Origin of the sequence: Pseudomonas sp. UBA7530, assembly GCF_002479365.1 — a bacterium.
GTDB lineage: Bacteria > Pseudomonadota > Gammaproteobacteria > Pseudomonadales > Pseudomonadaceae > Aquipseudomonas.
Map to the genome: position 1 here is coordinate 1,272,547 of NZ_DLMS01000011.1, position 12,114 is coordinate 1,284,660.

Annotated in this window: 14 protein-coding genes and 1 other RNA gene; 10 read left to right on the plus strand and 5 right to left on the minus strand. The window is 62.1% G+C overall.

The genetic code is table 11. The annotated features are described in order from the left end of the window. Positions 1-33 precede the first annotated feature (33 nt). Positions 34-747 carry a deoxyribonuclease V gene (nfi, locus tag B2U07_RS19620; protein ID WP_296277566.1) on the plus strand — a complete coding sequence of 238 codons (714 nt, stop codon included), beginning with the start codon at positions 34-36 and terminating at the stop codon, positions 745-747. Here the strand turns inward: nfi and B2U07_RS19625 are convergent. Continuing rightward, positions 744-1,781 carry an NADP(H)-dependent aldo-keto reductase gene (locus tag B2U07_RS19625; protein WP_296277567.1) on the minus strand — a complete coding sequence of 346 codons (1,038 nt, stop codon included), beginning with the start codon at positions 1,779-1,781 and terminating at the stop codon, positions 744-746. The genes nfi and B2U07_RS19625 overlap by 4 nt on opposite strands. 247 nt (positions 1,782-2,028) lie before the next feature. Here B2U07_RS19625 and rplM point away from each other — a divergent pair, with 247 nt between their 5' ends. The 7 genes from rplM to B2U07_RS19660 all read left to right on the plus strand — a co-directional run bounded on the left by rplM (position 2,029) and on the right by B2U07_RS19660 (position 6,909). Then, the gene (gene rplM, locus B2U07_RS19630) at positions 2,029-2,457 is read left to right on the plus strand and encodes a 50S ribosomal protein L13 (RefSeq protein ID WP_003242947.1); all 429 of its coding nucleotides are present in this window, start codon (positions 2,029-2,031) and stop codon (positions 2,455-2,457) included. A gap of 14 nt (positions 2,458-2,471) precedes the next feature. Further along, positions 2,472-2,864: a 30S ribosomal protein S9 gene (gene rpsI / locus B2U07_RS19635; protein ID WP_161864970.1), complete on the plus strand. Its 393-nt coding sequence runs from the start codon at positions 2,472-2,474 to the stop codon at positions 2,862-2,864. Between the two features lie 254 nt (positions 2,865-3,118). Beyond that, positions 3,119-3,712, plus strand: coding sequence for a ubiquinol-cytochrome c reductase iron-sulfur subunit (gene petA, locus B2U07_RS19640; RefSeq protein ID WP_296277568.1), 594 nt, complete (start codon positions 3,119-3,121; stop codon positions 3,710-3,712). Then, complete coding sequence (locus tag B2U07_RS19645) at positions 3,712-4,923, plus strand: cytochrome b (protein ID WP_143506930.1); 1,212 nt, start codon at positions 3,712-3,714, stop codon at positions 4,921-4,923. The genes petA and B2U07_RS19645 overlap by 1 nt, the downstream gene beginning before the upstream one ends. Further along, entirely contained in the window at positions 4,923-5,705 is a 783-nt protein-coding gene (locus B2U07_RS19650) for a cytochrome c1 (RefSeq protein WP_161864972.1), read from the plus strand. Before B2U07_RS19645 ends, B2U07_RS19650 begins: the two co-directional genes overlap by 1 nt. Before the next feature lie 159 nt (positions 5,706-5,864). Next, complete coding sequence (locus B2U07_RS19655) at positions 5,865-6,482, plus strand: glutathione S-transferase N-terminal domain-containing protein (protein WP_013714134.1); 618 nt, start codon at positions 5,865-5,867, stop codon at positions 6,480-6,482. Between the two features lie 13 nt (positions 6,483-6,495). After that, the gene (locus B2U07_RS19660) at positions 6,496-6,909 is read left to right on the plus strand and encodes a ClpXP protease specificity-enhancing factor (protein WP_197857499.1); all 414 of its coding nucleotides are present in this window, start codon (positions 6,496-6,498) and stop codon (positions 6,907-6,909) included. 343 nt (positions 6,910-7,252) lie between these two features. Here B2U07_RS19660 and B2U07_RS19665 read toward each other — a convergent pair whose 3' ends face one another. The 4 genes from B2U07_RS19665 to B2U07_RS19680 are packed head-to-tail and all read right to left on the minus strand — an operon-like array spanning position 7,253 to position 10,566. After that, on the minus strand, positions 7,253-7,786 hold the full coding sequence (locus B2U07_RS19665) for a BON domain-containing protein (RefSeq protein ID WP_275547041.1): 534 nt from the start codon (positions 7,784-7,786) through the stop codon (positions 7,253-7,255). After that, positions 7,783-8,376 (minus strand): phosphoheptose isomerase, encoded by a 594-nt coding sequence (locus tag B2U07_RS19670; protein ID WP_197857497.1) that lies wholly within the window; start codon positions 8,374-8,376, stop codon positions 7,783-7,785. The genes B2U07_RS19665 and B2U07_RS19670 overlap by 4 nt, the downstream gene beginning before the upstream one ends. A gap of 25 nt (positions 8,377-8,401) precedes the next feature. Beyond that, on the minus strand, positions 8,402-8,761 hold the full coding sequence (locus B2U07_RS19675) for a YraN family protein (RefSeq protein WP_275547042.1): 360 nt from the start codon (positions 8,759-8,761) through the stop codon (positions 8,402-8,404). Then, complete coding sequence (locus B2U07_RS19680) at positions 8,758-10,566, minus strand: penicillin-binding protein activator (protein WP_275547043.1); 1,809 nt, start codon at positions 10,564-10,566, stop codon at positions 8,758-8,760. Before B2U07_RS19680 ends, B2U07_RS19675 begins: the two co-directional genes overlap by 4 nt. Before the next feature lie 89 nt (positions 10,567-10,655). Between B2U07_RS19680 and rsmI the strand changes: the two genes are divergently transcribed. Together rsmI and rnpB are read left to right on the plus strand one after the other, a co-directional pair. Beyond that, positions 10,656-11,555 carry a 16S rRNA (cytidine(1402)-2'-O)-methyltransferase gene (gene rsmI, locus B2U07_RS19685; RefSeq protein WP_296277569.1) on the plus strand — a complete coding sequence of 300 codons (900 nt, stop codon included), beginning with the start codon at positions 10,656-10,658 and terminating at the stop codon, positions 11,553-11,555. Positions 11,556-11,694: 139 nt separating this feature from the next. Beyond that, positions 11,695-12,042, plus strand: an RNA gene (gene rnpB, locus B2U07_RS19690) — RNase P RNA component class A. Positions 12,043-12,114 lie beyond the last annotated feature (72 nt).

Consider the following 12,114-nt stretch of genomic DNA (forward strand, 5'->3'; position numbering starts at 1 on the left):
GCGGCTCCAAGGCAGAAATGCCTGGAGAACCTCATGACCCGATTGAGTGATCTGGCCGCCGCCCCCTTCGCCGATTGGGACGGCAGTCCGGCGACTGCCCGCGAATTGCAGACGCAACTGGCCCGGCAAGTACGGCTGGAGGACGATTATCCGCCGCTACGGCGCCTGGCGGGCGTGGATGTCGGCTTCGAGGAGGGCGGCGCCATCACTCGCGCTGCCGCAGTGCTATTGGACGCCGATACTCTCGAACCGCTGGCCGAATGCGTGGCGCGCATCCCCACCAGCATGCCCTACGTGCCGGGGTTGCTGTCCTTTCGCGAATTACCCGCTTTGCTTCGAGCATTGGCTGATCTGCCGCAGGAGCCGGATCTGGTCTTCGTCGACGGTCACGGCATCGCCCATCCGCGCGGCCTGGGCATCGCCGCGCACCTGGGCGTGGTCAGCGGCTTGCCGACCATTGGCGTGGCCAAGAAGATTCTCACCGGACATCACGCCGAGCTGGATGAGGCGCGTGGTGCGCGCGTCGAGCTGCTGAGCAGGAGAGGCGAGCGAATCGGCTGGGTGTTGCGCAGCAAGGATGGTGTGCGACCGCTGATCGTCTCTCCGGGCAATCGGGTCAGTCTCGAGCGAGCGCCGGAGCTGGTCATGGCCTGCGTCAGGCGCCACCGCCTGCCCGAGCCGACCCGCCTTGCTGATCGCCTGGCCTCGCGACGCGATGCCAGGAACGATCAGCCCTCTCTTTTTTAGGGCGCGGGGTTGGGCTGCGCCTTGTGAATCGCCTCGATACCGGCAAGCACCTCTTCGGAGAGTTTCAACCCGGCGCTGGCGATGTTGCTGTCCAGCTGCTCCAGGCTGGTGGCACCGATGATGTTGCTGGTCACGAACGGCTGTGCGGTAACGAAAGCCAGGGCCATCTGCGCCGGGTCCAGGCCATGCTCGCGGGCCAGGGTCACGTAGCGGGAGGTGGCTGCGATGCTCTGCGCATTGTTGTAGCGCTGGAAACGTTCGAATAGTGTCAGGCGCGCGCCGGAGGGTTTCTCGCCACCTTCGTACTTGCCGCTGAGCATGCCGAACGCCAGCGGTGAATAGGCCAGCAGACCGCATTGTTCACGGATGGCCACTTCGGCCAGGCCGACCTCGAAGCTGCGGTTGAGCAGGTTGTACGGGTTCTGGATCGATACCGCGCGCGGCCAGCCGCGGCTCTCGGCCAGTTGCAGGAATTTCATGGTGCCCCAGGGTGTTTCGTTGGACAGGCCGATGTGGCGAATCTTGCCGGCCTTGATCTGCTCGTCGAGCACTTCGAGCGTTTCTTCCAGCGGCGTGAAATCAACGTCCTTGTGTTTGTAGTCGAGCTGACCGAAGAAGTTGGTCGGGCGCTCAGGCCAGTGCAGCTGATACAGGTCGATCCAGTCGGTCTGCAGGCGCTCGAGGCTGGCATCCAGCGCGGCGACGATGTGCTGGCGGTTGAATTTGAGCTGGCCATCGCGGATGTGGCTGATGCCGTTGCCGGGGCCGGCGATCTTGCTGGCCAGAATCCAGTCGGCTCGGTCGCCGTGGCGCCTGAAATAGCTACCGATGATCTGCTCGGTCTTGCTATAGGTTTCGGCGCGTGGCGGTACCGGGTACATCTCTGCGGTATCGATGAAATTGATGCCGCTGGCCTTGGCCCGCTCGATCTGGGCATGGCCTTCGCTCTCGCTGTTCTGCTCGCCCCAGGTCATGGTGCCCAGGCACAGTGCGCTGACATCGAGATCGGTTCGGCCTAGCTTGCGGTATTCCATGAAGTGCTCCTTGGCTAAAAGAGTCATACAAGCAGGTTGAAATTTTTTTCGCAATCCGGATAATCCGGCACCTCTTTCTGCGGTGGAAGTGATGCGCCGCCTGCCGAAGAATCTTGCCGTATTGTGGACGCGCTGACCCGAGCCCCCGATAGCGTCCGTATGCGGCTGCCTTTGACTTGTCAAAGTACGCACTATCCAGTAAGATCCGCCGTCTATTTTTGCTGGGCGGCCCCTGAGGCTATAAAGAATGAAAACTTTTACTGCTAAACCGGAAACAGTAAAACGCGATTGGTTCGTCGTTGATGCTGCTGGTCAGACCCTGGGTCGTCTGGCCACCGAAATCGCGAGCCGTCTGCGTGGCAAGCACAAGCCTGAGTACACCCCGCACGTTGATACCGGCGACTACATCGTCGTGATCAATGCCGAGCAGGTGCGTGTAACTGGTGCCAAAGCCAGCGACAAGAAGTACTACTCCCACTCCGGTTTCCCGGGCGGCATCAAAGAGATCAACTTCGAGAAGCTGATCGCTCGTGCTCCTGAGCGCGTGATCGAGACCGCGGTCAAAGGCATGCTGCCGAAGAACCCGCTGGGTCGCGACATGTACCGTAAGCTGAAGGTGTACAAGGGTGCCGCTCACCCGCACACCGCTCAGCAGCCCCAAGAACTGAAGATTTAACGGAATAGTTCATTATGTCGGCGACTCAAAACTACGGCACTGGCCGTCGCAAGACCGCAACCGCGCGCGTTTTCCTGCGTCCGGGCACTGGTAACATCTCGATCAACAATCGCAACCTGGATACCTTCTTCGGTCGCGAAACCGCTCGCATGGTCGTGCGTCAGCCGCTGGAGCTGACCGAGACCGTCGAGAAGTTCGACATCTTCGTCACCGTTGCCGGTGGTGGTGTCAGCGGCCAGGCCGGTGCCATCCGTCACGGCATCACCCGCGCTCTGATCGAGTACGACGAGACCCTGCGCAGCCCGCTGCGTAAAGCCGGTTACGTCACTCGTGACGCCCGTGAAGTCGAGCGTAAGAAAGTCGGTCTGCGCAAAGCGCGTAAGCGTCCGCAGTACTCGAAGCGTTAATCGCGTCTACGCTTCCAAAAGCGCCCAGTTTCCTTACGGAGCTGGGCGTTTTTTATGGGTCTGGATAATTGCTGCGACAACGTGCCGCATACGCGCAAGCCGCACGCGCCAAGGCTTTCGCCAGTCTCTTCGGGGGTAATTACCTTGTCAGAAAAGGGGCTTTTCTTTACCATTTGGCGAATTTTTTGCGCGGCCCGATTTTTACTTAGTAGAGGCCTGAACAACAGGCCACAAAGCTGATGGGAGACGACTGAATGAGCAATGACGGCGTGAATGCAGGCCGGCGTCGCTTCCTGGTTGCAGCCACCTCCGTGGTGGGTGCAGCAGGGGCGGTAGGTGCTGCGACTCCGTTCGTGGGGTCATGGTTCCCCAGTGCCAAGGCCAAGGCGGCCGGTGCACCGGTGAAGGTGAACGTCGGCAAGATCGAAGCAGGTCAGCAGATGGTTGCTGAATGGCGCGGTCAGCCGGTGTTCATCGTGCGCCGTACCGAGGAGATTCTGGCCAACCTGACCAAGATCGAAGGTAGCGTTGCGGATCCCGAGTCGGCTGCTTCCGTGCAGCCTGAGTACGTGGATAAGAAAACCCGCTCGATCAAGCCGGAACTGCTGGTGCTGGTAGGTCTTTGCACCCACCTTGGCTGTGCGCCGTCCTTCCGCCCGGAAGTCGCCCCGGCTGACTTGGGCCCGGACTGGGTAGGTGGCTATTTCTGCCCCTGCCACGGCTCGCGTTACGACCTCGCCGGCCGCGTGTACAAGGCCCAGCCTGCACCGCTGAACCTGCCGGTGCCGCCGCACACCTACGAAACGGATGATGTAATCGTCATCGGTGTGGACCAGGAGAACGCGTGATGAGCAAATTCATGGAATGGGTGGATGCGCGCTTCCCCGCCACCAAGATGTGGGAAGACCATCTCTCCAAGTACTACGCCCCGAAGAACTTCAACTTCTTCTACTTCTTCGGCTCGCTGGCACTGCTGGTGCTGGTCAACCAGATCGTTACCGGTATCTGGCTGACCATGAGCTTCGAACCTTCGGCCGAAGGCGCTTTCGCCTCCGTCGAATACATCATGCGTGACGTCGAATACGGCTGGATCCTGCGCTATCTGCACTCCACCGGCGCTTCGGCGTTCTTCGTGGTGGTCTACCTGCACATGTTCCGCGGTCTGCTCTACGGCTCCTATCAGAAGCCGCGCGAGCTGGTGTGGATCTTCGGCATGCTGATCTATCTGGTGCTGATGGCCGAAGCCTTCATGGGCTACCTGCTGCCGTGGGGCCAGATGTCCTACTGGGGTGCCCAGGTGATCATCTCGCTGTTCGGTGCCATCCCCGTGATCGGTGACGACCTGACCCAGTGGATCCGTGGTGACTACCTGATTTCCGGCATCACCCTGAACCGCTTCTTCGCCCTGCACGTGATCGCGCTGCCGATCGTCCTGCTCGGCCTGGTGGTGCTGCACATCCTGGCGCTGCACGAAGTCGGCTCGAACAACCCGGACGGCGTCGACATCAAGAAGTTCAAAGACGAGAACGGCGTGCCGCTGGACGGTATCGCGTTCCACCCGTACTACACCGTGAAGGACATCGTCGGCGTAGTGGTCTTCCTGTTCGTGTTCTGCTTCGTGGTGTTCTTCTTCCCGGAAATGGGCGGTTACTTCCTCGAGAAGCCGAACTTCGAAGCGGCCAACCCGTTCAAGACCCCTGAGCATATCGCTCCGGTTTGGTACTTCACTCCGTTCTACGCGATTCTGCGTGCGGTACCGGACAAGCTGCTCGGCGTCATCGCTATGGGTGCTGCCATCGCCGTGCTGTTCGTGCTGCCTTGGCTCGACCGCAGCCCGGTCAAGTCGATGCGCTACAAGGGTTGGCTGAGCAAGATCTGGCTGGTGGTGTTCTGCATCTCCTTCGTCATCCTGGGCGTGCTGGGTGTGCTGGCTCCGACCCCGGGTCGTACCCTGCTGTCGCAGGTGTGCACCTTCCTGTACTTCGCGTACTTCATCCTGATGCCGTTCTACACCAGGATGGAGAAGACCAAACCGGTTCCGGAAAGGGTGACTGGCTGATGAAAAAGCTCTTTGCTGCATTTGTTTTCGCTGCGCTGCCGGCCCTCAGCTTTGCCGCCGGTGGTCATGATGTGCAACTGGACAAGGTCGACATCGACCTGACCGACAAGGCTGCCATGCAGGACGGCGCACGTACTTTCGCCAACTACTGCATGGGCTGCCACTCGGCCCAGTACCAGCGTTACGAGCGCGTTGCCGATGACCTCGGCATCCCGCATGAAATCATGCTGGACAACCTGGTGTTCAACGACGCCAAGATCGGCGACCACATGAAGATCGGCATGAAGCCGGACGATGCCAAGGCCTGGTTCGGCGCAGCGCCGCCTGATCTGACCCTGGTCGCTCGTGTGCGTGGCAACGACTGGCTATACACCTACCTGCGTACTTTCTACGCCGACCCGACCCGTCCGCTGGGCTCCAACAACAAGGTGTTCCCGAACGTCGGTATGCCTAACGTGCTGGTCGGCTTGCAGGGCAATCAGGTCATCGGTTGCAAGCAGGTTCAGGTCGTCACCGACGGCAAGAAGCAATTCGACCCGCTGACCGGTGCGCCGATCACTCACGAGGCCTGCGATCAGCTCACCATCGAGCCGAACACCGGCAAGCTGAGCGAGGCGGAGTTCGACGAGAAGATCAAGAACCTGGTGACCTTCCTGGCCTACTCGGCCAACCCGGTCAAGCTGAAATCCCAGCGCATCGGCACCTACGTGCTGCTGTACCTGGCGTTCTTCTTCGTGTTCGCCTACCTGCTCAAGCGTGAGTATTGGAAGGACGTTCACTAAGTCGTTCGAGCTGCATGAGACCTGCGCGCCCTGAGGGGCGCGCAGGTTTTTCTGCCCTGCCATTTCTGGCGGCTGCCTTAGGGCACCGTGTCTGCGACGAAAAAATTGCTCCGGCAATTTTTCCTGTTTCTGAATAATCAAAAAGCGAGGAGGATCGCCATGGCGGTGACCAACAGGTTGACCTGCTACTCCGACCCCGCCGACCACTATTCCCATCGCGTGCGTCTGGTGCTCGCCGAGAAAGGTGTCAGCGTCGAGATCATCGATGTCGAGCAGGGCCGCTGTCCGCCCAAGCTTGCCGAAGTCAATCCCTATGGCAGTTTGCCGACCCTAGTCGACCGTGACCTGGCGCTGTACGAGGCGTCCGTGGTGATGGAGTATCTCGACGAGCGCTATCCGCATCCACCGTTGTTGCCGGTCTATCCGGTGGCGCGGGCCAATAGTCGCCTGCTGATGCACCGCATCCAGCGCGACTGGTGCGTGCTGGTCGATCGTATTCTCGACAAGCGCAGCAAGGAGGCTGAGCGCCAGCTGGCGCGCAAGGAGCTGCGCGAGAGCCTGACAGGTGTATCGCCACTGTTCGCGGACAAGGCATTCTTCCTCAGCGAGGAGCTGAGTCTGGTGGATTGTTGTCTACTGCCCATTCTCTGGCGTTTGCCGGTGCTGGGTATCGAGCTGCCGCGTCCGGCCAAGCCGCTGCTCGACTATATGGAGCGCCAGTTCGCCCGTGAGGCCTTTCAGGCCAGTCTTTCCGCAGCCGAGCGCGCAATGCGCTGAGAAGGAGGAACTCATGAATTCCAGTCGTCCCTACCTGGTTCGCGCCCTGTACGAATGGATCGTCGATAACGATTGCACGCCGCACCTGCTGGTCAATGCCGAGCACCCCGGGGTGCAGGTGCCATCTGGCTTCGCCAGTGACGGCCAGATCGTGCTCAATGCCTCGCCCAGTGCCGTGCGCCATCTGCACATGGACAATGAGGCGGTGAGCTTTGAAGGGCGCTTCGGCGGTGTGGCGCACAGTCTCTATATCCCTGCTGCAGCGATCCTGGCGATCTATGCGCGGGAGAACGGTCAGGGCATGGTTTTCGATATGGAGCCGTCGATTGCTGGCGGCCCGGAGGAGCCGGGGCCGGATGATGACGGTCCGTCCGGTGACGAGCCGCCGCGTCCCAGCGGCCGACCCAGCCTCAAGGTGGTGAAATAGGGTTGGAGCGTAATGCTGTTCACATAAGAAAATGGTCGAGCGCGATCAGTCCCTCGCCCCTCTGGGGAGAGGGTTAGGGCGGGCCGCGTTCGGCGAGGGGAAAGCTAGTAGTTTGCGGTGCTGTCAGCCCTCTCCCCCAGCCCCTCTCCCATAAATGGGAGAGGGGAGCCAAACGCATGCAATCTTAAGTGAACAGCGTTAGGGTAGGAGCGAGCTCTGCTCGCGAATCCGCTCGACGCAAAAGCTTCGCGAGCAGAGCTCGCTCTTTCAAGAAGCAATCTTTGCCGCACACGAAAACGGGCGCCCTAGGGCGCCCGTTCTTGTTCCGCAGCTTAAGACGGCTTCAGTTGGTGTATTCGAACAGGCGCACGACCCGCTGTACGCCTGATACACCCTGTACGACGCGGGTGGCAGCGTTGGCTTCTTCACGCGTCACCAGGCCGAGCATATAGACGATGCCGTTCTCGGTGACGACCTTCACGCGTGCGCTCGGCACATTACTGTCGGCCAGCATCTGGGTCTTGATCTTGGTGGTCAGCAGCGAGTCGTTGCTGCGCGCCAGCAGGGATGCCGGTTGCTGCACCTGCAGTTCGTTATAGACCTTCTTCACGCCCTGTACGCCACGAGCGGTCTGCGCGGCGCGATCCTTGAGCTCACTGCGTGGGGTTTGCCCGGCGAGCAGAATCACGCCGTTGTAGCTGGTGACCACGATGCGCGAGGTCGGGCTGGACAAGTCGGCATGAGCGTTGCTGATACGCGAGGCGACCTCCGGGCCGAGGAACTGGTCGTCGATCTTGTTGCCGATGCTGCGGCTGCCGCAGCCCGCCAGGCTCAGGGTAACGGCCAGGGCGGCCAGAATCAGGGCGGAACGCTTCATTCTTCACTCCCAAACAATTGACTGTCGATCAGGTCGCACAAGCAGTGGATGGTCAGCAGGTGGACTTCCTGGATGCGTGCGGTGGCTTTGGCTGGAACGCGGATCTCGACGTCTTCCGGCAGCAGCAGCGAGGCCATGCCCCCGCCATCGCGGCCGGTGAGGGCGACGACGATCATTTCGCGGTCATGCGCAGCTTGAATGGCCTGGATGACATTGGCCGAGTTGCCGCTGGTGGAAATTGCCAGCAGCACGTCGCCGGGTTGGCCGAGCGCGCGGATCTGTTTCGAAAAAACCTCGTTGTAGCTGTAGTCGTTGGCGATCGAGGTGATGGTCGAGCTGTCGGTGGTCAGGGCAATGGCCGGCAGGCTCGGGCGCTCACGCTCGAAGCGATTGAGCAGCTCGGAGGAAAAGTGCTGGGCATCGCCGGCAGAACCGCCGTTGCCGCAGGAAAGAATCTTGCCCTCGTTGAGCAGCGCCTGGACCATCACCAGGCTGGCGTGCTCGATATAGGGTGCCAGGACTTCCATGGCCTGTTGCTTGGTGTCGATGCTGGCTTGGAAGAGCTGGCGGATTCGGGATTGCATGTCCATCGGTTAAACCTTGAATGTACGGCCGTCAGGCGTCGAAGGCGTTCTTGATCCAGTCGAGGCGAGTGGCGCCGTCAGTGCTGATGGCGACCACATCGAAGCGGCAGGAGTAGCGGGCCCAGCGTGAGTGTTGCTGGAGGAAGAGTTCTGCGGCGATGACCAGCTTGCCACGCTTGCGCGCATCGATGCTCTCCAGGGCGCCGCCCCAGGCGCTGTGGCGGCGGGCGCGGACTTCGACGAATACTACTGTATCGCCGTCGAGCATGACCAGATCGAGCTCGCCACGCCGACAGCTCCAGTTCTGTTCGATCAGGCGCAGGCCGTTACGTTCCAGATGCTGACGAGCCGCCTGTTCGGAGGCTCGGCCCAGATCGTTGTGTGTGCTCAATTGATGCTGTCGGGTAGGCGCTGAACCTGGCCGTCACGGAACTCGGCCCAGGGCAGCTGGCGTTCGATGCGCTGCGTGGCATTGAGGCTGAGACTGCCGGACAGGCCGTCGATGCGCGACTCAGGCAGCGCCTTGAGCTGGCCCAGGCGCGGGGCCAGGCGATAGGCGTCGACGCCCATGGCGTACAGGCGACCCAGGCTGCCGCCTGCCTGCGGCCACTGGTTCATGACTTCCTGGCGCAGCGGTGCGTGAGTGTCGAGCAGCCAGGGGGTTTCGCAGAAGCGAATGCCTTCGAGGTCCTGATACTGAGCCTGGCTGTGCGCGCCGGTGAACAGGTGCGAGGTGGCGTAGACCGGCACGTCGCCGGCGTACTGGAAGGCCAGGGTGGGCTTGATCTGCTGCGCCTGTTGCGGTGTGGCGGCAAGGAAAATGAAGTCGATGTCCTGGCGGCGCGCCGGTTGCGCGTCCAGGCTGGTGCCCAGGGTGTTTTGCAGGCGGCGTGCACGGGCCTCGCTCTCGCGCAGTTGGAACAGGTCGGCGATCTGGCGGGCCAGCTCCACGGGCTGGTCGACGTGCTCGGCGGCGATCAGCGTACCGCCCTGGGCTTGCCAGCTCTGGCGGAAGGCATCCAGTACACGATCACCCCAATCACCACGCGGCACCAGGGCGACGGCGCGGCGCATGCCGTCGTTCCAGGCGCGGCGCGCGACCTCGCGGGCCTCGTCCTCGGCCGCCAGGCCGAACTGGAACAACTGCGCGGGGCCTTCCTGGCCAGCATCGCTGTAGTTCAGGGCGAGGGTGGTGATGGGCAGTTGCTCGCGATCGCTGAGTTGCTTAACCAGTGGTTTTTCCAGTGGGCCGACCACCAGTTGCACGCCGTCGGCCTGCGCCTGCTGGTAGAAGGCGTCAAGCGAGCCGATGCGCGAACTGTCATAGAGTTTGATATCCGGCGGGTTCTGTCCGGCCTGCTGGGCTTCGTAATGTGCGGCGAGGAAACCGTCGCGCAGTGCGCGGGCAACACTGGCAAGCTGACCTTCCTGTGGCAGCAGCAGGGCGATGCGGGTCAGCGGCTGGCTGGCCAGTTCGCGCAGCTTGCCCAGTGCTTCGGGCAGTTGCTCGGCAGCCGGGTGCTGCGGGTTCTGCGCGACCCACTGGTCGATGGCGGCTTGCTGCTGTTCGAGCGTGGCGCTGCTCTTGGTCAGCTGAGCCAGCGCCAGCCAGCCGGCCAGGTCGCTGTCGGCGCCGGCAGAGGTTTGCGCTGGCAGAGTGGACACCAGTGCCCAGATATTCTCGTGGTTGTCATGGGCGGCCTGGCCACTCAGCAGTGGGGCGATGAACACGCGTTCGCGGGCGGCGGCCAGAGTCTGGCCGTCGGCTTCCAGGGCGCGTGCGCGAACCAGCTGGGTGCGAATCTGTTGCTCGACCGGCAATTCGCCCAGGCGCTCCAGGCTGGGATGCTGCAGCGCTTTCAGCGCGCTTTGCGGTTGCCGGCGGGCCATGGCCAGCTCCGCCTTCAGGGTACTGGCGAAGATCTGCTGCGCGGGCTGCAGGCTGGTGATATCGAGCTGCTCGAGAATGCGTGTGGCACGCGCCACGTCATTTTGCTGGTAGCTCTGGTCGGCTGCCGACAGGCGCAGCAGGGCGGCCTGTTCCGGTTTGCTCTCGGCGGCTTGCTGGAGCATCTGCTCGATGCTCGCTTGTGGCGTACGCGGCAACTGGCCCAGGTCGTTGGAGGGCGAGCTGGCGCAGGCGGCGAGCAGGCCAGCCAGGAAAAGAGCGGAAAGAGGACGCAGGCTAGCGATCATCGGGTCATCCTGATACTTGAGCAAATCAAGCGGCGATTGTACCCAAGCCCCGAGATCGGTGCGATGCCGCAGGGGCGGAACCGGCTAGAATGAGCGCTCATTCAATTAACGAGGTGTTTCCAGTGAGTCAGCCCGCAGTCGCAAGCGTCCAGCCCGGCAGCCTTTATGTGGTCGCCACGCCGATCGGCAACCTGGATGACATCAGTGCGCGGGCCTTGCGGATTCTGCGCGAGGTAGCGCTGATCGCCGCGGAGGACACTCGGCATTCGGCGCGCCTGCTGCAGCACTTCGGCATCGCAACGCCGTTGGCTGCCTGCCATGAGCACAACGAGCGCGACCAGGGCGGCCGCTTTCTGGCGCGATTGCAGGCAGGGGAAGATGTGGCGCTGATTTCCGATGCCGGTACGCCGCTGATTTCCGATCCGGGCTATCACCTGGTGCGCCAGGCGCGTGCCGCCGGCTTCGCAGTGGTACCGGTGCCGGGTGCCTGCGCGCTGATCGCGGCGCTGTCGGCCGCTGGTCTGCCATCCGATCGCTTCATCTTCGAAGGTTTCCTGCCAGCCAAGGCGGCAGGTCGCCGGGCGCGCCTGGAGCAGGTGCGCGAGGAGCCGCGCACGCTGATCTTCTATGAGGCGCCGCACCGTATTCTGGAGTGCCTGCAGGATATGCGCGACGTATTCGGCGCCGAGCGCCTGGCATTGCTGGCGCGTGAGCTGACCAAGACCTTCGAGACTCTGCAGGGGCTGCCGCTGGCCGAACTGTGCGAGTGGGTGGGCGCAGACAGTAATCAGCAGCGTGGCGAGTGCGTGGTGCTGGTGGCGGGCTGGCAGGCGCCGGAAGGCGAGGAGGCGGTCAGCGCCGAAGCGCTGCGCGTGCTCGATCTGCTGATGGCGGAAATGCCCCTCAAGCGGGCGGCAGCGCTGGCGGCGCAGATCACCGGCGTGCGTAAGAACCTGCTGTATCAGGTGGCGCTGGAGCGCCAGCTGTAGGAGCGGCTTTAGCCGCGAATAGGGCAGGAGCGATGGTGGCCCATTCGCGGCTGAAGCTGCTCCTACGCCAATGGTCGCGGCGTGCTTTTTCTTGCAGCTTGTAGCTTGGCGCTTGCCGCTTTGTTACCCTTGCCGGCGGAGAGTCGATCGGACAGTCGCTGCCTTCGCAAGAAGGGGGAGGAAAGTCCGGGCTCCATAGGGCAGAGTGCCAGGTAACGCCTGGGAGGCGTGAGCCTACGGAAAGTGCCACAGAAAATAACCGCCTAAGCGTTTCGGCGCCGGTAAGGGTGAAAAGGTGCGGTAAGAGCGCACCGCACGGCTGGCAACAGTCCGTGGCTAGGTAAACCCCACTCGGAGCAAGACCAAATAGGGTTCCATCGGCGTGGCCCGCGCTGGAACCGGGTAGGTTGCTAAAGGCGTGCAGTGATGTACGTCGTAGAGGAATGGCTGTCCTCGACAGAACCCGGCTTACAGATCGACTCTCCTCCTTCCTCCCTTCTTGTTTTGCGCTTCTATCCCTCGCTGTTCTGATACCGAAAAATTCTTACTCTTAATAAAT